Below are 21538 nucleotides of genomic sequence, written 5' to 3'. Positions count from 1 at the left end.
TTTAGCTGTACTTCTCGAAGCCCATGTCGCGTGCGATCTCGCGGAAGCACTGTCGGCACAGCCAGATATCGTACTTGCCGACAAGCCCCTGCTTGCGACCACACCGCTGACACTCTTCGGTCTGTCCGGTCGGGACAGACTCCTCTGTTTCAGTTTCGCTCATTCGTTCACCTCGACGTCGTACTCAGCTTCGAGGTACGCGACTGCGTCCTCGGGGGTGAGTCGGTGGCTCCCCGGAATCTGTGTACTGGCCTTGTCGCGCTTGTGGACACGGTAGCCCGGTCGCACGAGGTTGACCGTCACGTCCAGCCCGTAGATACCGATTTCGGGGTCGTACTCCTGGCTCGGGAACGCCGTGTGTTCCTCGACGCCAAACGAGAAGTTGCCCGTCTCGTCGAACTGCGACGCATCGATATCTGCAAGCGAGAGCGCCGTCGCGAGGAACTCCTCGGCGAGGTCACCGCGGAGGGTCACCTTCGCGCCGATGGGGTCGCCCTCGCGGACGTTGAACTCCTGGATGGTGCGCTTTGCGGTCGTGCGGACCGGCGTCTGGCTGGCGATTTCGGCGAGGATGTCCTCGGCGTTCGCCAGTTCGCGGCCACCGCGACCGACGCCCATGTGGACGACGACCTTCTCCACCTGCGGCGTTCGCATCTCGTGGAGGTCACTCACGCTCATGCATCATCACCCGTGAAGTTCTCGTCGATGACGACGACGTAACCTTCGACCGTCTCGAAGCGACCGTCGTCCTGGTCGACGAGGACGTTGTTCTGTGAGGAGCCGTTCGTCACCTGAATCTCGTCGACGGTGCCGATTTCGCCGGCGTGTTCGCCGTCGACGGCCGTGACGAGCGCGCCCTCCTCGTACGAGAAGTGCGCGACGACCGACTTGTCGTCGTTCGAGACGACGATCGAGTCGTTTTGCGTGATGGTATCGTCGTCGGCGAGCAGCGTCGTTCCGTCGTGGAGCGTGAGCTGCGTGTCGCCGCCGGCGACCTGCTGTTTCTTCACGACCTTGCCGAGCCGCGAGTCCGCGGCGTCGGCGTCGATTTCGGTGAGCGCGAGCCGCCCACCCTCGTCGGGGAACACGCGGTAGTACTCCTCGCGTTCCACGAAGGCGAGAATGTCGAACATGCCAATCGGGCGCTGTTCGTCACTCAGTGCTTTCCCGTTCACGAGGATGGAATCCTGTTCGAGGGCGTAGCGCGCCTCCTTCTTCGAGTCGACGTAGCCGAGCACGTCGCGCAGAACGATGAGGAGGGGAACCCCCTCTTCGCCGTGCGGGCCCGCGCCCGCCTTCACCGTGTAGGTCTGCTCCTTGCGCTCGACGGGCCACGAGTTCGGTACCGAGAGTCGTTTCTGGTGTCGCGTCATTCGTTGTCCTCCAGGCGCGCTTCGCGCCGGTCGTCTTCGAGGTCGAGCTCCGTCACGACGAGGTTGGACGCGTCGAGCGGCCGTGGCACTTCTTCGCCGTCGGCCGTCTCTTGGGTCACGTCCTCGACGTGGATATCGGTGGAGCGGAGGTCGACGTTGACGACCTCGCCCTCCTCACCGGCGTAGTCGCCGCGCTGGACCTCGACGGTGTCGCCCGCGTTCACGCGAACGCTTCGCTGGTCGTACTCCTCGCGGAGGTCCTCCGAGAGGTGTGCACGGACCTGCTTTTGCTTCTCGTGAAGCGGGGCACGTCGCTGTCTGCTTCGTTGTTTCTCTGGCTGTCGTGTCATACTATCATCGTCGCCGTGCTGGCGATTGCGCCGAATCGTTCGGCGACCTCACGCGCGATTGGGCCTTTCAGCTCCGTCCCGCGCGGGTCCTCGTTCTCATCGACGATGACGGCGGCGTTGTCCTCGAACTTCAGTCGGGTGCCGTCCGGACGGCGGATGGATTTCCGCTGTCGGATGACGACCGCTTCGAGCACCTGCCGTCGCATCTCCGGGGTTCCCTTCGTGACCGAGACGGTGATCTTGTCACCGAGACCGGCCTTCGGGTGTCGGTTCTTCGTTCCCGAATACCCCGACACCGAGGTCACCTTCAGCTGTCGTGCACCCGTGTTGTCCGCACAGGTGATGAGCGAGCCTTTCTCGAGGCCCTGCGTCACGTCTGCGTTGAGCGCTTCCATTAGTTCTCACCCTCCGTATCCGTCGCGACGACGACGTGCGACTTCGTCTTCGATAGTGGGCGGGTCTCTGCGATACGAACCGTGTCGCCGACCGAGATGTCGAGACAGTCAGGGTGGTGTGCCGAGATACGGGACCGTCGCTTCATGAGACGGTCGTATTTCGGCACTCTGACGTCGTACTCTCGCTCGACGACGACGGTTTTGTCCATGTCGGTGGAGGCGACTTCGCCCTCAACCGTCTGTCCGCGCACGCTCAGCGTGCCGTGGAACGGACAGTTCGGGTCAGAGCAGCCGGCCTCCGGTTCCGGTACGTTCAGTCCTAGCGCCATGTGTGTGGTGTTGTCAGTTCGGTTCGCCGGGCGGGACGAGCAACGAGCCGTTCGCCCTCGATGATGACCGTCTCATCCTCAAGAGTGACACGGAACGTCGCCGCCGCCTTCGGAACCTGTTTCGTCCCGTCGCCAGCCACGAGCAGGGTGTGCATCGTCTCATCGACGATGTCTCCCTCGATGCCGACGAGGTCGGCGTTCGACGACTCGATGACCTCCGCGTGGAGACCCGCGAGTTCGTGTCGTGGCAGGGTTTGGGCGTTCATTTCGTTATTCCTCGTTGTCGCCTTCTTCCGCCTGGATCGTCTTGATCTGGGCGATGGTGCGGCGCAGCTCCTTCGTGCGACCCGGATTGTCCGGGGCGCCACCGGCGGCCTGCACTGCCTTCGCGTTCAGCAGTTCCGTCCGAAGCTCTTCGATTTCCGCCTCGCGCTCTGCGGGCGTCATGTCGCGGATCTCCTCGACGTGCAGGATGGCCATTATTCGTCACCCTCCTCGGACTCCTCGTCCATCTCGTCGAGCAGCTCCTCGGCTTCCGCCTCGGTCTCCTCGTCGAGGTCTTCGACCTCTGCTTCGAGGTCGTCGATTTCGGACTCGATGTCGTCGTCGGACGGGGCAGAGGGTGCAGCGCCCTCCTCGGACTCGATATCCTCGTCGACGAGCTCCTCTTCGGCGAGGTCGAGGGCGTCTCCCTCGACCTCTGTCTCGTCGGCTGCCGACTCCTCGTCGAGGTCACCCTCGATCGCCTCGTCGGCCTCCGCGAGCAGCTCGTCCACGTCGCCTTCCGCCTCTTCGATGAACGACTCCACGTCGGCATCTTCGGTGATGGTGAAGTCGTCGGGAAGCTGGGTGTTCGGCGGGATGATCTTCACCTGCACCCCGATAGTGCCGAGCTTCATCACGGCCGTTCCGACGCCGGAGTCGACGATCTCCTCTGCCGGCTCACCGTTGTGCTTCACGTAGCCACGGTTGAACTTCTCCACGCGCGAGCGTGCACCCGTGACCTTCCCGCTCAGGATGATCTCGGCGCCGCGTGCGCCGGCGTCCATGATGCGGTCGATGGTGGTGTGGCCGGCCTTCCGGAAGTACCAGCCGCGTTCGAGCGCGTTCGCCAATCGGTCGGCGACGATCTGCGCGTTGAGATCCGGCTCGTCGACCTCCTGAACGTCGATCTGGGGGTCGTCCATGTCGAACCGCTCTTCGATCTCGGTGGTGAGCTTCCGGATGTTCTTCCCGCCCTTGCCGATGACCATCCCTGGCTTCTCGGCTTTGAGGACGATCTGGGTCCCCATCGGCGTCTGTGCGAGCTCCATACCGCCGTAGCCGGCTCGCGCCAACTCGTCGGCGAGGAACTCGTCGATCTGGGTTCGTTCGAGCCCCTGCTCGATGAACTGGTGTTCGTCTGCCATTATTCGGATACCTCCTCGGTGACGATTTCGACGTCGACCTGCGGTGTGTTCCACGCGGACGCGCGGCCCATCGCGCGGGGCTTGCGGCCCGGCGACTCACCGACCTTGTGGGCGGCGACGTGGATGATCTCCATCGACTCGCCGTCGAAGCCCTGGTGGTCTGCGTTGTTCGACACGTTCTCGAGCAGATCGAGGAACGCTTTGCTGGCCTTCTCCGGGAAGCGCCCAGCGTCCCAGCCGTCGATGTCGGACCGGTGTGCGACACCGCTGTTGTGGGACTTGAAGGGAACCGACCGCTCACCGGCGATGACGGCGTCGAGATACTCGGACGCCTCGCCGACGGTCATCCCCTTGATTTCCCGGGCGATGGCCTTGCTGTGCTTGTGGCTCATATGACGCTCTCGGAGCATGGCTTTCGCCGTCGTGTCCGAGTCTACGTCGATGCTGTAGCTGATTCCCATTATTTGAGCGGGACGAACTTCGAGGACCGAGTCGCCCCAATACCGGCCTGCCCGTGTTCGACGGAGTTGCGCGTTAGCACGAACTCACCGAGATAATGGCCCAGCATCTCCGGCTCGACACGGACGCGCTCGAACTCGTGGCCGTCGTAGACGGCGAAGGTGAGTCCGACGAACGACGGGACCACCGGCATGTTGCGCAGGTGCGTGCGGAGCGGGTTGTTGGCCGTCTCCTCCTCGCCGCTCTCGCGTGCGTCATCGAGCAGCTTCTGCTGTTGCTCGGTGAGACCACGGGTGATACTTCGCCGCAGACGTGCGGGGAACAGTTCAGCAACCTCGTCGAGCTCCATCGACTGGAGTTCGTCGAGCGTGTGACCGCGGTAGGTGAACTCACCCTCGCGGCCGGTCTGGTACTCTGTACTCATTGTTAGTTACCTCCCTTGCCGCCGCGGCCCGTGGAGCGCGACGCGATGTCACCGACCTTGCGGCCCGGTGGCGCGTTACGCGAGACGGACTTCGGCTTGCCGGGGTGCTGGCGGCCACCGCCACCGAACGGGTGGTCGACGGCGTTCATCGCGACCCCACGCACGTTCGGCCACTTCGTGCCGCGTGCGCGCATCTTGTGGTGCTTGTTGCCGGCCTTGACGAACGGCTTCTCCGTTCGACCGCCGCCCGCGACCGCGCCGATGGTGGCGCGTGCCTCGGGGCTGAGACGGCGGACCTCACCGGACGGGAGCTGGACGACCGTCACGTTGCGGTCATGTGTCATCAGCGTCGCGTTCACGCCGGATGCGCGTGCGAACTTCCCACCGTCGCCGGGCTGTCGCTCGACGTTACAGATGGGGACGCCCTCCGGAATCTCGGCGAGCGGGAGCGTGTTCCCGACCGCGATCTCCGCGGAGACACCCACCTGTAGGGTGTCACCGACGGCCACGCCCTCGGACGCGAGGACCAGACGCTGGTCGCCGTCCTCGAACTCGACCGCCGCGAGCGGGGCCGAGCGAGCCGGGTCGTGTTCGATGTCGACGACGGTCCCGCTGACCACGTCACCGTCTTCGACCGTGCGGTGCGACAGATTCGCCTTGTAGCGGTGTGACGGCGCTCGGAACGTCGGGCCACCACGACCGCGTCGTTGTCCTTGGATTCGTCGTCCCATTTAGAACACCCCGATGCGCGAAGCGACTTCCTGCGCGTCGTCCTCCTCAGAGAGGGTGACGACGGCCTTCTTCGTCCCTTGCGGCGTTACCTGCGTGTTGACGCTCGTCACGTCGACCTCGAAGCGGCTCTCGACCGCTTCGCGGACATCCGGCTTTGCGGCGTCCGTGTCGACGATGAACTGGAGCGTGTTGTTGAAGTCCATGTCGTTCATGGCCTTCTCCGTCACGAGCGGGTACTTGATCGTCATCGGTCGGCCACCTCCTCGAGGGCCGACTCGGTCCACACGGTCAGTCGCCCCGGGTGCGTCCCGGGCGCGAGGTCCTCTGCGGAGACGTTCGCCGCGGTGGCGACCGTCGCGCCCGCGAGGTTGCGTGCGGCCTTCGACGGTTCTTCGCTCGTCACGAACAGGACCGACGATGGCTCCTTGTGCTTGCGGCCACGGGTCGTCCCGCGTCCGGCGCGCACTTTCTTGCCGTCGTCGGCGCGCTCGATGTCGGCGTGTGCGCCGACGGCTTCGAGGAAGGAGACGACTTCCTGCGTCTTGAGTAGGTCCTCGAACTCGTCGCTCACGACGAGTGGCAGCCCGAGGTCGTCGTCGAAGTCGTGACCGCGCTCCGCGACGCGCTCGGCGTCCGTGGTAGCCGCGATGGCCGACCGGACGGCGAGCTTTCGCTCCTTCGTGTTGATGTCGAGTCCGCGGTCCTTCTCGGCCTTCGGCGGGTGTGCCGGACGGCCCTTGACCGCCTGCGGGACGCGGCGACCCTGTCCGTCCTGTCGAGGGACGTGGGCCATGCCGCGACCGGAGCCTTGCGACTCCGCGGGCGTTCGGAGCCCGGCGAACTCGTCTGCGCCGTAGTCCTGTTGTCGATTCGCCTGTGCGGCCTGAACGGCGCGCTTGATGAGGTCCGGCCGGTAGTGGGTCTCGAAGACCTCCGGCAGCTCGACCTCGCCAGCGTCCGAGCCGTCGAGATTACGTACTGTCGCGTTCATTGTCCTTGGTTAGACGCCGTAGAGACGTAGCGCACCTCGGGGTCGAGACGCGGCTGGTCGTTCGGTCGCACGGCGGGGCGAAGACGGAGCAGACGCTTGTTCGGACCCGGCAGGGAGCCTTTCACGAGCGCGTAGTCACCGTCGACCTCGCCGTAGTTGACGAAGCCGCCGTCGGGGGTCACGTCCTCGTCACCGAGCGCGATGAGCCGCTTGTTCAGCTCCGTGCGCTGGTGGTAGCCCGTCTGGCCCAGCTGCGGGACCGTCGAACGGACGCGCGATGGGTTCCACGGACCGAGGTTGCCGATGCGTCGGCGCCATCCCTGGCGTGCGTGTTTGCCCTTTCGCTTCTGGACGCCCCATCGCTTGACGGGGCCCTGCGTCCCCTTCCCCTTCGTGATGCCCGCAACGTCGGTGTACTCGCCGGCGCGGAACACGTCCGTCGCGGCGTGTTCACCGCCGTCCTCAACGAGGTCGAGTGCGAACTCGACGCGGTCGGCGATGGAGCCACCGCCGACGCGAGTCTCCATCACGTCGGGCTTGTTCTTCGGCACACCGCCGAGCACGCCCGGCGTGGTGTGCGTGACGACGCGAACGTCATCGATGTCGCCCGCTTCGAGCGCATCGTGAATCGCGTCGGTGTCGGTGCTCTGTTCGTCCGGGGCCGAGAGCGCTCGGTCGAGGTCCTCGTGAAGCTCGTTGCTCCACGCCTCGGTGAGCGGCTGCAGCCCGTAGTTCGTTTCCTCGTAGACTCGAAGCGCAGCGGCGCGCATCGGTGGCGTCTCAACGACGGTGACAGGGACCGTCTCCTCCATCCCCTCGCGCGGGGAATTCGGTTCGTCGTTGATGGCCACGACGTGGGACATGCCAGCCTTGTATCCGGCGAAGCCCTGGAGTCCCGGCTGCCCGTCGTCGTCGGGCCAGCTATTGAACCGCGGCACCTCGCTGGCGGCGCGGACGCGCGGGCCGAAGCCCATCGAGCCTTTTCGTGGTCTGTTTGGTTGTGGCATTCTGGTCTCACTCCATTGTGAGGACAGCAAGGGAGGCGAACATCGCTTCCTCAGTTCGCACGACCTTGCTGGCTTGATTCGGGACCGTGTTGAGCCAGAGGTCGAACCGCGAGAGCGGTTCGTCTGTGTCGCAATCAGAGCCGGGCCCGTCGCCCGACCCGTCGGTTACGTCGCTCGGTTCCACACCGAGTATCTTCGGCAGCCCCCGCTTGGGGGCACCGAAGACGACGGTACTGTCTCCACGCGCGGGCTCGATATCCTCGAGCAGTCGCGGAGAGACCGGCTCGCCGTGTCGCGACGCGGCGATACGAACGCCGGCGTCGGGACGAGCGAGCACGGTTTGCAGGTCCGCGCGTTCCACCTGATACCCCGACGGTGGGATATCAAGCAGTCGTGCGCGCACCGGTCGTCGCGAAGTAACCCTGACTGTGACGCGTTCTCCCTCCCGTGGTGTCGCCATCGCCGGCGGCACGGGCAGCGAGACCGGGTGTTGCATGCCGCAATTGACCCGAACGCGGTCGTCAGATCCGACCTCGGTCACGATTCCCTGTCTTAACGACCCCGAATCGTCGGATTCGGAGCCGGTCTGTGAAGCGACGCGGAGCGGCGGCAGGACGCCGACGTACGCCAGTTCGTCACGCCTCCCCCACAGCTCCTTTCGGAGGTCCGGGGGCGTGGCCGCGTACCGTAAGACGGTATCGACGAACCCGTCGCCGAACCGCCCGTCGTCGCCCGACGAATCGGGGTAGACGACGAGACGGTCCACCCGAAAGATGACCGCCGCGCGTGCGACGTAACCGAGTTTGCGAGTCGCCTCGCGTTTGTCCTCGGCCTCTCGGGTCAGAGACGACGGCACGAGTACGGTGCGTGTCATGCCGAATCGCTTCCGTGTCTGCTCACTAGACTGTGACAACGATACCGAACCCGGACATAAAAGTGGCCCGCTTTGCGCGCCGGCTGTCGGCCGTTCACAGGCGTTTCAACGTGTGTCGCCGTCACACGGTACGGCGTGTCGACCGCCCCGCCCTCCCCCGTTTCGGAAGCCTTTTACTCATCACCGTTCTCGCTTGAAACGCAGACGCGCACCGATAGTGTAGTGGTATCACGTGACCTTGCCATGGTCACAACCCGCGTTCAAATCGCGGTCGGTGCATGAGACCCCAACGCGGCCGTTTTCCCCATTTTCCGCTGCCTTCAACAACGAAAGAAGGCACATATGATTCACCCGATAGCACTACACGAAACGCATAGTCAGCAGCATCGAAACGACCGCGCGAGGGGCGCAGAATGAACTTTGCTGGAGAAGCGGCAGAGGCGACATTTGATTTTCCCATTGTTGCCGAGGAGACGATTGATTCTCTCGCAGACCAGCACGCCCGCGCGCAGACAGATTATGACAGTTGGAAACGGGAGCTACTCGAATGGCTCCTGACCGAGGGGAAAGACCCCGACCGTCTCCGAGGATACTCCGACCGTACAGTCCGGAATACAAGCTACAAAACAGACCAGATTATGCGGTGGCTCTGGAACGAACGCGGATACACGACAGAGCTGACACCCGAAGACGCCGACCAACTCATGAAGGAGCTTGGCCGGTACAGCGAGTACGGAGACGCGAATCTCAACACCTTCGTCAAGGTCATCAAACGTGTATTCCAGTTTTACAACCACGAACGACGGAGGAGCATCGAGTGGGAGTGTCGTCTAAATCTCAACGAGCCAAACGTCACCAACCGAGACTACTTCAAGAAAGACGAGTTTCGGGCGCTGTATGAGGCCGCGCTCAAGCACGGAGCAGTCAAGCACTACCACTCGTGTACGCCGGCTGAACGAGACGCACTGAAGCGCGTCCTTGCACAGCGGTTTGAAACTCCGAAAGAACAGATTGGACCTGAAGCGTTCCAGCGTGCAAACTCATTCAAGATACCGTCACTTGTCTCGGTCGCGCTGGATTGTGGCCTTCGTCCAGTTGAGGTCGGACGAGCGACTGTTGACTGGGTGAATCTCGATAACGCCACGCTTGACATTCCAAAGGAGGAGTCGAGTAAGAACGTAGAGAACTGGAGATGCGTTCTATCAGACAAGAGCCTCCGCACACTCCGGAAGTGGCTCGGAGAGCGTTCAACGTACGAGAAGTACGAAGGGACGAACGCGCTGTGGCTAAACGACAAGGGCAACGTGTACGGCTCAAGTCCGCTGAACTACCTACTTGAGAAGCTTATCGAGTCGGCAGAGATTCAGCCTGCTGGACGTGAATTAACGTGGTACTCGATTCGACACGGCGTAGCGACTGTGTGGGCTGACGAGGAAAATATTCAGGACGCACGCGAGCAGTTACGACATAAGAAGGTGGAGACGACGCTCGGATATGCTCACTCGGGAGCTGAGGGGCGACTTGGGAAAGTGAACTCCAAGTGGTAGCGTAGAAGCCCCAAGGAGATAGTTCGTATTCCAGTGTTTACCGCGGTGCTTTCGTCCAAAGTTATTTCAACTGTCCGATGGGTGTTAACATACTGCTCAGAGCTTTGGGGGAGCCACATATGGGAATTGACCTACCAGCTGATGAAACCACGACAGAAGACAGTTCCACGTTCCAGAGTCGGAAGGAATTGTATGAGGCCTACTGGCTGTACGTAGATTGTGTCCGGTACGTCGGACCTGTGCTAAACAGCGCAGAACGACGAAACAAGAAGAAGACAGTTCTCCGCTTGCCCGCCACTACATTCACTTCTACAATAAGAAGGAGGAATTCAAAGAGAAATGTCGGGAGCTGCCGGGGAGCCTTCCCGAGTACAAAGACGAGTTTGACGCTCCACGTGGGGACACCCGGAAGATACCCCAAACAGAAATGCAAGAGTTGGGTATTCAACAGCGAGACGGGGACGACCCTATCTGGATTCCAGCAGAGTACGAGCTGCCGGCGGTTTGGGACGATAGCGAATCAGGTCAATCTGGAGACGCAGAGCTTGAGAGAGAAGTGCGTAGACTCAAGCAAGAAAATCGGCAGCTACGGGCAGAGCGAGACGAACTCAGAGAACGTATCGAATCGGTCAAAGAGACACTTTCGGAGTACTTGGACACAGACACGAGTAGTGGTGAAACGACTACAGAGCAAGACGCCGAGACGCATGTTTGTGATTCGTGTGGGCAGTCATTCTCATCGAAGCAGGCCCTCCACGGGCATACCGGGGGAAGCTCCTGTGGAGAGAGCAACGGCTCACCCAAAACAGCCGATAGAGGAGAGATGGAGCGACTTGCGGCAGACCTTCCCGAATTAAGCGAGACACAAGCTGCACGCGGAGTCGAAGCGATGCCCGAGGAGGAACGAGAGAATCTGAATCATCTCATTGACGGAGTGTTGTGAGGGACAGCTGTAGGGCTTCCATACACCGCTTTTTCGCCTTGCGACGTATGTTCCGAGAACGCCCGCTTTCTTACTCCTAAGCGGTGGGTCCGGCCCATCGCGTCTCCCCCACCCCCATCGCAGGACATTTGATGTCTCCACAGAACACTACCAATATGCCTCTCTCTTTGAACGACCTCGAAACGCATCTGTTCAAGTGCGCCGATATAATTCGGGACGCCGTTGACCCGACGGACTACAAGGAGTATATTCTCCCGCTCGTCTATTACAAGTCCATCTCCGACGAGTTCGAGAAGCAGTATGCCGAGAATCTTGAGGAGTACGGTGAGGACTTCGCACGTCGAAACAATCTCTATGACGTACCTATCGTCCCCGAGGGCTATCTGTGGGACGACCTTCGAGCGACGAGCGACAATATCGACCAAACCCTCAACGATGCGTTTGAGGCTCTGGTAGAGGAGAACCCCGAACTACAGGGTGTTTTCCGGGCGGATTATATCGCCGCCGACGCGCTTGACGACGACCGACTCGGGAAGCTCGTTGAACATCTCTCCACGCACGACCTTGACCGCGACAGCATCCCGCCGGACGTGCTCGGCGAGGCGTACATGGACTTGGTCAGCCACTTCGCCGAGGAGGAAGGCAAGGAGGGCGGGCAGTTCTTCACGCCCCCGGAGCTTGTCAATCTCTGCGTGCGGCTGGTCGATTCCTTCGAGGACGGCATGACGTTCCACGACCCGACGGTTGGCTCCGGTGGGATGCTCATCGAGGCCGCGCGCTACTACCGCGACGAGCAGGGTGGCGACCCGACGAAACTCACCTTCACCGGCCAAGAGGTGAACCCTGATATCGCCGCCATCGCGAAAATGAACCTCTCCATCCACGGCTTCAACGGGGAGGTACGGCGCGAGGATTCCCTGTCAAGTCCGGCGTTCACTGACGACGACGCGAACGAACTCACGCGCTACGACCGTGTGCTGGCGAACTTCCCGTTCTCGGCCAACTGGGACAAGGACGGCCTGCAGGACGACCCGTATGGCCGGTTCGACTGGCACGAGAAACTGCCGCGTGCCGACCGTGGTGACTACGCGTTCATCATGCACATGGCCAAGCAACTGAAGCGGCCTGATACGGACGGCGCGGGCGGAAAGGCTGCGATTGTCATCCCTCACGGCGTGCTGTTCCGTAAGCACGAGGGGCGGTATCGGAAGCCAATGCTGGAGAACGATATGGTGGAGGCGATTGTCGGCCTCCCCGAGAATCTCTTCCAGAACGTTTCGATTCCGTCCGGTATCCTCGTGCTGAACACGGACAAGCCAGCCGAGCGTGAGGACGAGGTGCAGTTCATTCACGCCGCAGACGAGGATTTCTATCAGGAGCTATCGAATCAGAATGAGCTTCTTGACGCGGGAGTTGACCACATCGTTGAGAACTTTACTGAGTGGACGACCGAAGAACGCGTGAGTCGGACGGTGGCGCTGGACGAGATTCGTGAGAATGACTATAATCTGAATATCGCGCTGTACGTCGATACGACGGAGCCGGAGGAGGAGATTGACGTGGAGGAAGAACTGGCGAAACTCCGCGAGTTGCAGGCCGAGCGAGATGAGATTGAAGCGACGATGAACGAGCATATGGAGGCGTTGAACTATGAGTGAGGAGGCTACGCTGGACGAGTTTGTTGAAGACGAATCAGAGGTAGATGGGGAGTTCGTTGAAACTGCGGCAGGGCAACTCCCGGTAGATTGGGACACGAAGAACGTTAATGAATTGTGTGCGTTGCGTAATGGGAAAGCAACGAACCACGCAGAAATTGGGGAACAACAGTTTCTTGTCTATGGTTCAAACGGGCCTATCGGCTCTTACTCGGAATCGAATTTCGACGGGGGGCTAATATTCGGTCGTGTCGGGGCAGTTGGTGAGGTTGAACGAGTCCAAGAACCTGCGTGGGTTTCCGATAACGCGATTCAAGCCAGCGTGACCGACAAGTGTAACACGGACTTCCTTTATTACTTCTTGTCAAATAAAGAATTGAGTTCTCTCGCGACCAAAACGGCCCAACCTCTCCTAAACCAATCAACTATAGGGAATGTTACTGTTCCCTCCCCACCACTCCCCGAACAGCGCAAAATCGCCACCGTACTCTACACGGTTGACCGGGCGATTGAGAAGACTGAGGAGACTGTTGAGCAGATGCATACTGTCCAACAGGGCTTGCTCCGTTCGCTATTCGGGAAAGAGAAACAGAGAAAAAAACCCGACATAGAAACGAAAACGGAACGGCTTGGGCCGAAGCAGTTCCAAATACCAATAACTTGGGAGACAACAGAAATATCCTCAATTGGGAAGGTTGTCACAGGAGACACACCATCCACGGATAATGAGAGTAACTTTGGAGGAACTCTACCATTCGTCACCCCTGCAACTCTATCTCAGGGTAAGTACGTGATTGAATCCAGCAGGACGTTATCTGAAGCAGGCCGAAACGAGGCTAAACCCATACCGGAGGGGTCGGTAATGATGGACTGTATTGGGAGTGATATGGGTAAAGTTGCAATTTCGGGATGCGAAGTGGCGACTAACCAGCAAATCAACTCTGTTGTTATTGAAGATGAGTCCTATCTTCCGGAATTCCTGTATTACCATCTGCAAGTCCTCTCTGATTTCATCAAATCTCAGGCTGGACAAACAGCAACCCCAATCGTGAATAAGAGCAGTTTCGAATCTTTCGCGATATTCAATCCGCCACTTGAGGAGCAACAGGAAATTGTTGACACGCTCTCGATTTACGATGAAGCTAGACATTCGAATATCGAATATTTGACGGGGTTGAAACGTCTCAAGCGCGGTCTCATGCAGGACCTCCTCTCGGGAACAGTCCGAACGACCGACACTACCATAGAGGTGCCTGACGACATCGCCCAGTATGGTTAGTCTCCCGTCGGAAGCCGGCGTCGAACGCTCTATTCTCTCGTGGCTCGACGGCGTCGGGTGGGAGACACACGGACAGGACGGCGGACGCGGTGCGAACGTTCTCGATGACGCCTACGAGCGCGACAGCCACGCGGTCATCTACTGGAAACTGCTCGCGGAGCAGGTCGTCGCCCTCAACGAGGCCGTGACCGAGGACAACGTTGATAAATTCATCTCCTCGCTTCGTCGCGACCTCGATACCGAGAACCTGATGGACGGGAATCAAGCCTTCCACCGATTGCTCACGAAAGGCAAATCGTTCAGCGTCCAACGTTCCGACGGAACCGCCGACACCATCTACGTTGACCTCATCGACTACGAGAACCCCGAGAGTAACCGCTTCCACGCGGTGAATCAGTTCTCCGTCGCCCGCGAGACGACCATCCGCCCGGACGTGACGCTGTTCGTGAACGGGATTCCGCTCGTGACGATGGAGCTGAAAAGTCTCGCACAGGACAACGACTGGCACGATGCGGTCCGCGACCTGAAGGACTACGAGGAGGATGTGTCTCGGCTGTTCGTGCCCGGCCTGTTCAACGTCGCCGCGGATACGATGGAACTTCGCTACGGTGCTGTTGGCGCACCCACGGAGTTCTATGAGCCATGGAATGACGCCCCTGACGAGTTTGCCGACGAGAACGAGATGCGGCAGGCAATCCGGGCGCTGTGTAACCCCGGTTCGATTCTTGACCTGCTGAAGCACTTCGTATTCTACGAGCGGCGTGCGGGTGGTGACGCGAAAATCATCCCGCGTTACATGCAGTATTACGCCGTGAATCGCATCCTTGACCGCGTGAGAACCGCCGACCACAAGCGCGGACTCATCTGGCACACACAGGGGTCGGGCAAGTCGTTCACAATGTTGTATGCCGCCGAGAATCTACTTTCGAGGCCCAACGTTGCCCGGAATCCGCAGGTGTTCATCATCGTTGATACGGACAAGCTCAACAGTCAGATGCGCGACCAGCTGGCGAATCTCTCGCTGGAGCAGTGGACGGAGGCCGAGAGCATTGACCACCTCCAGCAGCTCATCGAGGAGGGAAGCAGCCAGCTTGTCCTCACGACCATCCAGAAGTTCGAGGATGTTGACCCCGACGTACAAGGGAATGATGAGGTCGTCGTGATGAGTGACGAGGCGCACCGCTTCATGGAGGCTGACCTCGGGAGCCGACTCGAAGCCGCACTTCCGAACTGCTACCACTTCGGGTTCACCGGCACACCTGTCCGCGAGGGAGAACGCGAGAAGGACAAGAACACCTTCCGCGAGTTCTCTCCAGAGGGTGAGGACTACCTTCACCGGTACTCGGTCAAGCAGGGGATTGACGACGGCCTAATCCTCCCTGTGTACTTCACGCTCCGACATGAGATGGAGTGGGACATTGACGAAGCAGGGCTTGATGAGGAGTTTGAGCAGGAGTTTCGAGGGATGAGTACGGACGAGAAACGCGATGCTATCCGCGAGAGCGTGACTGCGACGACGCTTGCCGAGCTGGAGCCACGTGTCGAGAAGGCCGCCGAGGAAATCGACGCACACTACGACGAACACGTTTCCCCGAACGGGTGGAAGGGCATGGTTGTCACTCCGAGCCGGCGGTCGGCAGCGATGTACGGAGAACGATTAGCCGAGCGACGGGGAGCTGAGGAGATAGAGGTTCTCTATACTTCGACCAAGGACGATTCCGACCTCATCAAGCAGTTCCATACGGACTCTGAGGAGCGTGACAGTATCGTCAAGGCGTTCAAAGAGCAGGGGAACCCGAAACTCCTCGTCGTCCACAATATGCTCCTCACAGGCTTCGACGCGCCGATACTCAAGACGATGTATCTTGACCGCAATCTCAAAAATCACAATCTAATGCAGGCTATCGCCCGGACGAACCGGCCTGCTGCAGGGAAAGAGAATGGCGAGATTGTGGACTTCCAAGGCGTCTTCGAGAACATCGACGAGGCGCTTGACTACGACGCCGAGACGAAAGCCTACGCCGCCCGCGACAAAGACGAACTCTACAATGACCTCGTTGAGCAGGTTGAGCGGGTAATGGGCATTTTCGATGGGATTCCGAAGACTGACACGCAAGAAGCGACCTCCGAGGCCATTGAACGCGTCAGCACGCACCCGGAACGCCGCGAGTTCAAGCAGAACTTCCGCCGGCTTCAGAATCTCTACGAAGCCGTCGCACCCGATGGGCGACTCGTAAGTGAGGGTATCGAACGAGACTACAAGTGGCTGAGCCGGATTCACGTCGCGTTCAAGCGTACGACCTCAGGCGACGACGACCCCGAGAAGGAGATGCGCGAGAAGACGCGGGAGATAATCAACAAGCATGTTGATATTTCGGAGATTAAGCGTGACTTCCCGACCTACAAGCTTGGCGAGGAGATTCTCGAAGACGCTGAAGGCCTCGATAACCCCGGCGTCAAGGCTTCACAGATAGCGCACGCAACCCGCGAGCATCTCCATCCACGCGAGAATCAGAATCCCCGGTACAAGCGGCTAAGTGAGCGGGTGACTGATATAGTGGAACGGTGGCAGGGCGATGAGATTGGCGACCCCGAAGCGGTTGAAGCACTCAAATCGATTGAGAAAGAGGTGTTGAACGTTGAGAGAGAAGCCGATAACGAGGGAATGGAAGCCGCCGAGTTCGCCATCTACACGCACTTGACCGAGGAGACAGCCGAGGCGATAGAGTCCGATGAGCAGGCGGAGAGAGTCGCAGAGGCGGTTGTCACACAGTTCCGTGACCGCGTTGACCGAGGGTACTCTGGCTGGAAGACAAACCAGCAGACCATCGCGGAGATTGAACGAATCTTGCTGGATGTGTTAGTCGTAGAGCACGACCTCGGCCACCTCATCCAAGATGATGACGGATTCGTTGACGACGTACGGAACTATCTCATCCAGAATAATGGCTGAGACCAAACGCCGGACTGTAGAGCTACTGGGCCAGTCCATCGAGTACGACCTCCGACGGAGTGTTGACGCGACTGAACCGCGCATTGACGTGGATATTCACGGCGTCACGGTCGTTGTCCCACAGACAGCAGAAGAGCATCCTGAGGAGCTGCTCAAACAGAACGCGGTATGGGTCATAGAGAAGAAAGAGAAGTACGATACGTACCGTGAGCAGGTTCCAGACCGGAAGCACGAAGAGGGCGCGATGTTCCCGTATCTCGGCTCCGAGCGCGAGGTCGTGGTAGAACGTCGTTCGTCATCAGACGTTACTACGGACACCCTACGGTTGGCCCGCCACCATGTTGAGGAGACCTCAGTCAAACGTGCTCTTGAGACACTCTATCAACGCAAAGCACGTGAAGTGTTTGAGCAGCGAGCGAAGCACTTTGCTGACCGGATGGGCGTAGAGTACGAACAAATTGAGATACGGAACCAGCGAACCAAGTTCGGTTCCTGTTCCACGACAGGCACGCTTGGATTCAATTGGCGGCTGATGATGGCTCCGCCAGAGATAGTAGACTACATCGTGATTCACGAATTGGCTCATCTTCAGGAGTCAAGTCATAACGATTCGTTTTGGTCGCTCGTTGCAGAGTACGACCCGGACTACGCGGAACACTCTGAGTGGCTTGACTCGAACAGTACGCGGCTGGTCTTCTCGCAACAAGACGTATAGGACCAAGCATTGCAGGCAGACATTGAATTAGTGAGCCGCTTGTCTACATGACCAAAGGTCTCCGCGAGAAGGCCGGCGAATAGGTCTCTGCGAGAAGGTTGTTGGCCCGGTATCGCACCGCAGCGAGCGACCGGAGGGAGCGAGCGAGGAGCGACACCCGGCAGTTGCAGTCTATTCTCATTACCAATCTTCGAATAGAACCGGCGGGGTTATCGAGGCTAACGTTCGGCTAAGTTGTTGGGGGGGTGTGAATTGGCTGTAATATTAACATTAGTAGAGGTCAGTTCACACCTTGGGTATCTGATATATCCAAAATCCCTGACGGACACCGTTCGGTAGAGTACAAGTTCGGCTCATTGTGACCCTCTGTCTCTTCCATTTTGAACCACGGATAGTCTGTGTATTTATTCAAAGTATCATGTACGTATTTTCTGGTAACGTCGAGCTGTTGCTCGATACTGGAGGGAGCTACTTTCTCGTTGAGACGCAGATATTCGAGAATATCTCTTTGTTTCTTTCCAAGCACAGTAACGTCATCTACGCTCTTGTCAGTCCATTCAGCTGGAAGGACATTGGATAGAACATAGACAGTAGCGCCGCTGTCGTCCTTCTCTGGAGAACGGGCATACCGTCCACAGGACTGCAATACGTGGTTGAGTTGGACATCGTTTAGCAATTCCATGGCTACTGATGAACCCGGCCCAAGCCACTCTTGCCCCTGATAATCGCTGAAGCACTCTCGCTTCGGAGCTGCATCACCGTCAAGAAGTGCTAACCACGTTTTGATATGGTCACTACTGGGGCTGATACATCCTGCAACCAATCCAACCCCTTCGGAGTCGAAGTCATTCAGTGACTTCTCATTACCGAGGTGAAGCGTCTGTGGGGTTGTTATATCGGCATCAGTCAGTATCTCTTGTAATTGCGGTTCGAACCGTTTCGAAGTGATTCCGGTCTGAAAGTCATCGCCGTGCTGCCAGCGTAGTTCCTCAACAAGAGCACGCACCTTCGCTTCATTGAATCCGTTTCTTGTCCACGTATTCTTGTTATCACCAATTTGGACGATTCGTAGCTCGCGGGTATTTCGACGCCACTGATGCTTGGCTTCATCACCAACCACCTGTTTCGATGTAAGCGATTTCAGGACATTTCCCTCCCACAGTGGCATAGTCGGAAATGCGTCAAGCCCGATGATACTCCGCGCCTTCTCGAAGTCGGGAATCGCTTGCAGCAGCCGGACTTCGTTGTTCTCATCAAATACAATTCTGATTGTGATGTTGTTGTCTGGTGTATCCCGGTTCGGTATTAGTTCTGGATACGAGTATTCACTCTCACCAACCCACAGGTTGTGACAACGCTCTTCGGCGGTCGCTATCGCTCGGGTGATTCCCGGCGTGAGTGCATGGGCATTTGAATCGTCGCGGAACCACTCACGACCGGGGTCTTCCAATGACTCAGCGAATCCCTCAGGTAGTGCTCCTTGACGGAGTAGCGTTACTGTATCTGCCCATCTGCTCACGTCCGCATCAATTTCACCCAAGTAGCTGGTAACTGACTCCCGTAGCCGACCCTTTGGGAGGTTCACTGAATAGTCGGGAGACTCGTCAATGACGACGTTAGAATCAACAATCAGCTGGGGAACCCGAGCGAACATGTGGGTTGCATGGAGAACATCGTAATCATGAGCCTCTCCGTCTTTCTGAGAGATGGCATCCCACTGTTCCGCAGAGGCACACTTTCCGTCTTCAGAGCAGGGTAGGTCTCCGTCATATGCTCTCTCAAATACTCCGTGCGCGAATGAGAATGTATGGCCACGTGTGTTACACATCTCATCAAACCAAGCAGAGGGGGCCATACCCTCGGGAGCGATTACTTTGTTTTCTCCTTCGTCATACTCGCCCCAAGCAAGCGGACACGTATCTTCACGTCCTCTCAGCCGTTTTGTGGCAGCAGATGAGCTTTTACCCTGTTCAAATGCACTGTCTCGGGCTTTCTTGCTTCCAGATAGCATGATAACGGGCTGTTCACCAGCAATCTCAGGATGGTCCCGCCAGTTGGTTGTACTAACGGTGTACGTCTTTCCAGAGGATGTCGGTGCCTCAATTACGGCGTTTCCGCCGTTCTGCATGGTTTCGTGAATAATTGACTTCAGAGAGTTACGAATCTCTTCCGTCGTTGGTCCACTGTTCGTCACTTCTTGGTTCGTATTCTGTCCGTTGCTATCGCTTGTGCAGGTGTTATTTTCCACTACTAATTATTGAGAGGCATAGCCGAGGCTGGCAATACATATGCTATGATTGCCAGAACAGCGGTAGCTCCCAGAAGTTGACTATCTGAGAACTGCCTCTACTACACTATGATTACGCTCGCTTATATATTGCACGATTTAGGACGAGAATAACAGTGGTAACAACGCCAAAATTTGATTCAACTACGTCAGAACAGAATAGCCCAAAATTCAGGCAAATTCGACATATCTTCGCGCGGAGGGTTACTAATAATTCAGATGGAAGTTCCAGTTGGTGTAATAACCGGTTTGAAAGCCAAGCAGCTGGTGGATTACTCTCACATTCGGATATACACGACCGCTCGTGCCCCGACCTTCTTTTTTTGAATTTCTCCCTGTTTGACCAGTGTCTCAAGTTTGTTATATGCTGTCGGCCGTGAGCAGTCAATCTTGTCCGCGACCTCGCTGGCCGTTAAAACGGGAATCTCGGCACGTTCAAATACAGAGATAACCCGGGTAAGCGATACCTCATTGGTGTATTTGCCAGAATCGTCGCGTTCGCGGCCCATACCCGCTCTTTGTGCGCGGTGTGAAAGTTCCTCTGACCTTGTGGTTACTGGGAAAGACTTTACTCCATTAACCTCGTAGTTATTGGTAGAAGGGCGCTCACCCTATGGGGCGTGATACGCGAAAACGCCCGGTGCGACAACACCGGACGAGTGGCCTTCTGGATAGCAGAACGCCAATGAAAGCTAACCTATCGACGGAACCTGAATCTTCCGTCACGACAGCGAGTACTGTTCCGACTACCGCAGATGAGGGGGTAATGACGAAGGCGATAACCCACGCGCCACTGAAACGTTCCGGAGGGGGTCTGGCGGCGTTCTCGAAGCAGACAGAGGGAACGTCTCTGCCTTGCGTGAACGACGAAGCATGGTGTCCGGGTCCAGAGAGCGATGAGCTGCCGTGTTTTGACTGCTTCACTGCGAGGAACCAATGACGGACCACAGCAACGACGAGCGGACTGTGAGGTGTCCGGTAGATGGCTGTGATGCGACTCCATTAGCTCGGGGCATCAATCTCCACGTTCGTCAGACGACCGGTAACGGCCACGGTCCACAAGGAGAGATACCGGATTCGGTCAACTTCGAGAACCTCGATACAGTCGGCGAGCGGGAGGTAACGATGGATTACCCCGAAGAGCGTGAGACGGAAGACTCGGCGCGTTTGTGCCCCTACTGTTCGCTGCCATTCAGAGGAGCAAATGGCGTACTCATCCATCTTGGACAGGTAGCCGGGAGAAAAAATCACCCCGAGAACGCGGCAGCCGACCACACAGAGGCAGACTTCCCGCAGGTGGAGCTGGATGAGCAAGGCAATATCACAGTTGTCCCAAACCGGGCAGATGTAACGGAAGAGACCACGAAGAGTTCAGCTGATATTCCTCGCCAGCGGGTGTATCAGTTCATTGCTACGCTGCTGGCAGACGATGAACCGCGGATGGCTCACCGAGTCCGCCGCGGCCTTCTCGGAGTCGATAATGCGATTTCCGCGAAGCGTGGCGAACCACCACATCCGGCGCTGTTTGAATCCCTACTCGCACAAGGACGAGCGGAGGTGACAGAACACCGGTTGACTACCGCACTGGAGGGCGAGCGCCTGATGGTTTCATGCCGCGGGGAGTCCGCGCTCTATACCGCAAATGAGGCTCGCGAGGTGGCTGACAGGCTGGAGCAAGTAGCAGCGGTTGAGGGATGGACACCAGAGATAGCCCGCGGGCTTATCGAGGTCTACCGCTACGGTGCTGAGGTTCTGGAAGGAGACCGGACAGAACGGAGCTTCCACAAGGAACTACGCAAGCGAGCGTAAGATACTG

24 protein-coding genes and 1 tRNA gene are annotated in these 21538 nt (G+C 58.6%); 7 read left to right on the top strand and 18 right to left on the bottom strand.

What is annotated here, in order from left to right; genetic code table 11:
- Position 1: 1 nt before the first annotated feature.
- From DMP03_RS07070 to DMP03_RS06995, 16 genes are read right to left on the bottom strand one after another with little or no spacing between them, the layout of a single operon-like run.
- Positions 2-163, bottom strand: coding sequence for a 30S ribosomal protein S14 (locus DMP03_RS07070; protein WP_075938176.1), 162 nt, complete (start codon positions 161-163; stop codon positions 2-4).
- Positions 160-678, bottom strand: a complete 519-nt coding sequence (locus tag DMP03_RS07065; protein ID WP_152119990.1) for a 50S ribosomal protein L5 — start codon at positions 676-678, stop codon at positions 160-162. The genes DMP03_RS07070 and DMP03_RS07065 overlap by 4 nt, the downstream gene beginning before the upstream one ends.
- Positions 675-1373, bottom strand: a complete 699-nt coding sequence (locus DMP03_RS07060) for a 30S ribosomal protein S4e (RefSeq protein ID WP_152119989.1) — start codon at positions 1371-1373, stop codon at positions 675-677. The genes DMP03_RS07065 and DMP03_RS07060 overlap by 4 nt, the downstream gene beginning before the upstream one ends.
- On the bottom strand, positions 1370-1723 hold the full coding sequence (gene rplX / locus DMP03_RS07055; RefSeq protein WP_152119988.1) for a 50S ribosomal protein L24: 354 nt from the start codon (positions 1721-1723) through the stop codon (positions 1370-1372). Before rplX ends, DMP03_RS07060 begins: the two co-directional genes overlap by 4 nt.
- A complete protein-coding gene (locus DMP03_RS07050; protein ID WP_152119987.1) occupies positions 1720-2118 on the bottom strand; it encodes a 50S ribosomal protein L14 in 399 nt (132 codons plus the stop codon). The genes rplX and DMP03_RS07050 overlap by 4 nt, the downstream gene beginning before the upstream one ends.
- Positions 2118-2447 (bottom strand): 30S ribosomal protein S17, encoded by a 330-nt coding sequence (locus DMP03_RS07045; protein WP_075938171.1) that lies wholly within the window; start codon positions 2445-2447, stop codon positions 2118-2120. Before DMP03_RS07045 ends, DMP03_RS07050 begins: the two co-directional genes overlap by 1 nt.
- Positions 2438-2713, bottom strand: a complete 276-nt coding sequence (locus tag DMP03_RS07040; RefSeq protein ID WP_075938170.1) for a ribonuclease P protein component 1 — start codon at positions 2711-2713, stop codon at positions 2438-2440. The genes DMP03_RS07045 and DMP03_RS07040 overlap by 10 nt, the downstream gene beginning before the upstream one ends.
- A gap of 4 nt (positions 2714-2717) precedes the next feature.
- Positions 2718-2927, bottom strand: a complete 210-nt coding sequence (rpmC, locus tag DMP03_RS07035) for a 50S ribosomal protein L29 (protein ID WP_075938169.1) — start codon at positions 2925-2927, stop codon at positions 2718-2720.
- Positions 2927-3856, bottom strand: a complete 930-nt coding sequence (locus DMP03_RS07030) for a 30S ribosomal protein S3 (protein WP_152119986.1) — start codon at positions 3854-3856, stop codon at positions 2927-2929. Before DMP03_RS07030 ends, rpmC begins: the two co-directional genes overlap by 1 nt.
- Complete coding sequence (locus tag DMP03_RS07025; protein ID WP_152119985.1) at positions 3856-4317, bottom strand: 50S ribosomal protein L22; 462 nt, start codon at positions 4315-4317, stop codon at positions 3856-3858. The genes DMP03_RS07030 and DMP03_RS07025 overlap by 1 nt, the downstream gene beginning before the upstream one ends.
- Positions 4317-4739 carry a 30S ribosomal protein S19 gene (locus DMP03_RS07020; RefSeq protein WP_152119984.1) on the bottom strand — a complete coding sequence of 141 codons (423 nt, stop codon included), beginning with the start codon at positions 4737-4739 and terminating at the stop codon, positions 4317-4319. Before DMP03_RS07020 ends, DMP03_RS07025 begins: the two co-directional genes overlap by 1 nt.
- Before the next feature lie 2 nt (positions 4740-4741).
- A complete protein-coding gene (locus DMP03_RS07015; protein WP_152119983.1) occupies positions 4742-5470 on the bottom strand; it encodes a 50S ribosomal protein L2 in 729 nt (242 codons plus the stop codon).
- Positions 5471-5719, bottom strand: coding sequence for a 50S ribosomal protein L23 (locus tag DMP03_RS07010; protein WP_152119982.1), 249 nt, complete (start codon positions 5717-5719; stop codon positions 5471-5473).
- The gene (rpl4p, locus tag DMP03_RS07005; protein ID WP_152119981.1) at positions 5716-6462 is read right to left on the bottom strand and encodes a 50S ribosomal protein L4; all 747 of its coding nucleotides are present in this window, start codon (positions 6460-6462) and stop codon (positions 5716-5718) included. The genes DMP03_RS07010 and rpl4p overlap by 4 nt, the downstream gene beginning before the upstream one ends.
- On the bottom strand, positions 6459-7469 hold the full coding sequence (locus tag DMP03_RS07000; RefSeq protein WP_152119980.1) for a 50S ribosomal protein L3: 1011 nt from the start codon (positions 7467-7469) through the stop codon (positions 6459-6461). Before DMP03_RS07000 ends, rpl4p begins: the two co-directional genes overlap by 4 nt.
- Before the next feature lie 7 nt (positions 7470-7476).
- Complete coding sequence (locus DMP03_RS06995) at positions 7477-8343, bottom strand: putative RNA uridine N3 methyltransferase (RefSeq protein WP_152119979.1); 867 nt, start codon at positions 8341-8343, stop codon at positions 7477-7479.
- Positions 8344-8551: 208 nt separating this feature from the next.
- On the opposite strand from DMP03_RS06995, the gene DMP03_RS06990 reads away from it, so the two are divergent.
- The 6 genes from DMP03_RS06990 to DMP03_RS06965 all read left to right on the top strand — a co-directional run bounded on the left by DMP03_RS06990 (position 8552) and on the right by DMP03_RS06965 (position 17435).
- Positions 8552-8622 (top strand) — tRNA-Gly (locus tag DMP03_RS06990).
- A 134-nt stretch (positions 8623-8756) separates the two neighbouring features.
- Complete coding sequence (locus DMP03_RS06985; RefSeq protein WP_152119978.1) at positions 8757-9890, top strand: tyrosine-type recombinase/integrase; 1134 nt, start codon at positions 8757-8759, stop codon at positions 9888-9890.
- Positions 9891-10988: 1098 nt separating this feature from the next.
- Positions 10989-12491 (top strand): type I restriction-modification system subunit M, encoded by a 1503-nt coding sequence (locus DMP03_RS06980; RefSeq protein ID WP_152119977.1) that lies wholly within the window; start codon positions 10989-10991, stop codon positions 12489-12491.
- Positions 12484-13767, top strand: coding sequence for a restriction endonuclease subunit S (locus tag DMP03_RS06975; protein ID WP_152119976.1), 1284 nt, complete (start codon positions 12484-12486; stop codon positions 13765-13767). Before DMP03_RS06980 ends, DMP03_RS06975 begins: the two co-directional genes overlap by 8 nt.
- A complete protein-coding gene (locus DMP03_RS06970; RefSeq protein ID WP_152119975.1) occupies positions 13760-16720 on the top strand; it encodes a type I restriction endonuclease subunit R in 2961 nt (986 codons plus the stop codon). Before DMP03_RS06975 ends, DMP03_RS06970 begins: the two co-directional genes overlap by 8 nt.
- Positions 16713-17435: a M48 family metallopeptidase gene (locus DMP03_RS06965; RefSeq protein WP_152119974.1), complete on the top strand. Its 723-nt coding sequence runs from the start codon at positions 16713-16715 to the stop codon at positions 17433-17435. Before DMP03_RS06970 ends, DMP03_RS06965 begins: the two co-directional genes overlap by 8 nt.
- 280 nt (positions 17436-17715) lie before the next feature.
- On the opposite strand, the gene DMP03_RS06960 is transcribed toward DMP03_RS06965, so the two are convergent.
- Together DMP03_RS06960 and DMP03_RS06955 are read right to left on the bottom strand one after the other, a co-directional pair.
- Entirely contained in the window at positions 17716-19629 is a 1914-nt protein-coding gene (locus DMP03_RS06960) for a hypothetical protein (protein ID WP_207105368.1), read from the bottom strand.
- Positions 19630-20000: 371 nt separating this feature from the next.
- Positions 20001-20231 (bottom strand): helix-turn-helix domain-containing protein, encoded by a 231-nt coding sequence (locus DMP03_RS06955; RefSeq protein ID WP_152119972.1) that lies wholly within the window; start codon positions 20229-20231, stop codon positions 20001-20003.
- 427 nt (positions 20232-20658) lie between these two features.
- Here DMP03_RS06955 and DMP03_RS06950 point away from each other — a divergent pair, with 427 nt between their 5' ends.
- Positions 20659-21531 carry a hypothetical protein gene (locus DMP03_RS06950; RefSeq protein ID WP_152119971.1) on the top strand — a complete coding sequence of 291 codons (873 nt, stop codon included), beginning with the start codon at positions 20659-20661 and terminating at the stop codon, positions 21529-21531.
- Positions 21532-21538: the final 7 nt, after the last annotated feature.

The organism is Halosegnis rubeus (genome assembly GCF_009184545.1).
GTDB lineage: Archaea > Halobacteriota > Halobacteria > Halobacteriales > Haloarculaceae > Halosegnis > Halosegnis rubeus.
This window is presented reverse-complemented; position numbering and strand designations above follow the sequence as displayed.

Bases quoted from the DNA above. Each gene is read 5' to 3' on its own strand.
- DMP03_RS07020 (WP_152119984.1), bottom strand. From the start codon at position 4,739: ATGAGTACAGAGTACCAGACCGGCCGCGAGGGTGAGTTCACCTACCGC.
- rpl4p (WP_152119981.1), bottom strand. From the start codon at position 6,462: ATGAACGCGACAGTACGTAATCTCGACGGCTCGGACGCTGGCGAGGTC.
- rplX (WP_152119988.1), bottom strand. From the start codon at position 1,723: ATGACACGACAGCCAGAGAAACAACGAAGCAGACAGCGACGTGCCCCG.
- DMP03_RS07030 (WP_152119986.1), bottom strand. From the start codon at position 3,856: ATGGCAGACGAACACCAGTTCATCGAGCAGGGGCTCGAACGAACCCAG.
- DMP03_RS07010 (WP_152119982.1), bottom strand. From the start codon at position 5,719: ATGACGATCAAGTACCCGCTCGTGACGGAGAAGGCCATGAACGACATG.
- DMP03_RS07070 (WP_075938176.1), bottom strand. From the start codon at position 163: ATGAGCGAAACTGAAACAGAGGAGTCTGTCCCGACCGGACAGACCGAA.
- DMP03_RS07040 (WP_075938170.1), bottom strand. From the start codon at position 2,713: ATGAACGCCCAAACCCTGCCACGACACGAACTCGCGGGTCTCCACGCG.
- DMP03_RS07015 (WP_152119983.1), bottom strand. From the start codon at position 5,470: ATGGGACGACGAATCCAAGGACAACGACGCGGTCGTGGTGGCCCGACG.
- DMP03_RS07050 (WP_152119987.1), bottom strand. From the start codon at position 2,118: ATGGAAGCGCTCAACGCAGACGTGACGCAGGGCCTCGAGAAAGGCTCG.
- DMP03_RS07065 (WP_152119990.1), bottom strand. From the start codon at position 678: ATGAGCGTGAGTGACCTCCACGAGATGCGAACGCCGCAGGTGGAGAAG.
- DMP03_RS07000 (WP_152119980.1), bottom strand. From the start codon at position 7,469: ATGCCACAACCAAACAGACCACGAAAAGGCTCGATGGGCTTCGGCCCG.
- DMP03_RS07025 (WP_152119985.1), bottom strand. From the start codon at position 4,317: ATGGGAATCAGCTACAGCATCGACGTAGACTCGGACACGACGGCGAAA.
- DMP03_RS06975 (WP_152119976.1), top strand. From the start codon at position 12,484: ATGAGTGAGGAGGCTACGCTGGACGAGTTTGTTGAAGACGAATCAGAG.
- DMP03_RS06955 (WP_152119972.1), bottom strand. From the start codon at position 20,231: ATGGGCCGCGAACGCGACGATTCTGGCAAATACACCAATGAGGTATCG.
- DMP03_RS06995 (WP_152119979.1), bottom strand. From the start codon at position 8,343: ATGACACGCACCGTACTCGTGCCGTCGTCTCTGACCCGAGAGGCCGAG.
- DMP03_RS06970 (WP_152119975.1), top strand. From the start codon at position 13,760: ATGGTTAGTCTCCCGTCGGAAGCCGGCGTCGAACGCTCTATTCTCTCG.
- DMP03_RS06965 (WP_152119974.1), top strand. From the start codon at position 16,713: ATGGCTGAGACCAAACGCCGGACTGTAGAGCTACTGGGCCAGTCCATC.
- DMP03_RS07060 (WP_152119989.1), bottom strand. From the start codon at position 1,373: ATGACGCGACACCAGAAACGACTCTCGGTACCGAACTCGTGGCCCGTC.
- DMP03_RS07045 (WP_075938171.1), bottom strand. From the start codon at position 2,447: ATGGCGCTAGGACTGAACGTACCGGAACCGGAGGCCGGCTGCTCTGAC.
- rpmC (WP_075938169.1), bottom strand. From the start codon at position 2,927: ATGGCCATCCTGCACGTCGAGGAGATCCGCGACATGACGCCCGCAGAG.
- DMP03_RS06985 (WP_152119978.1), top strand. From the start codon at position 8,757: ATGAACTTTGCTGGAGAAGCGGCAGAGGCGACATTTGATTTTCCCATT.
- DMP03_RS06950 (WP_152119971.1), top strand. From the start codon at position 20,659: ATGACGGACCACAGCAACGACGAGCGGACTGTGAGGTGTCCGGTAGAT.
- DMP03_RS06980 (WP_152119977.1), top strand. From the start codon at position 10,989: ATGCCTCTCTCTTTGAACGACCTCGAAACGCATCTGTTCAAGTGCGCC.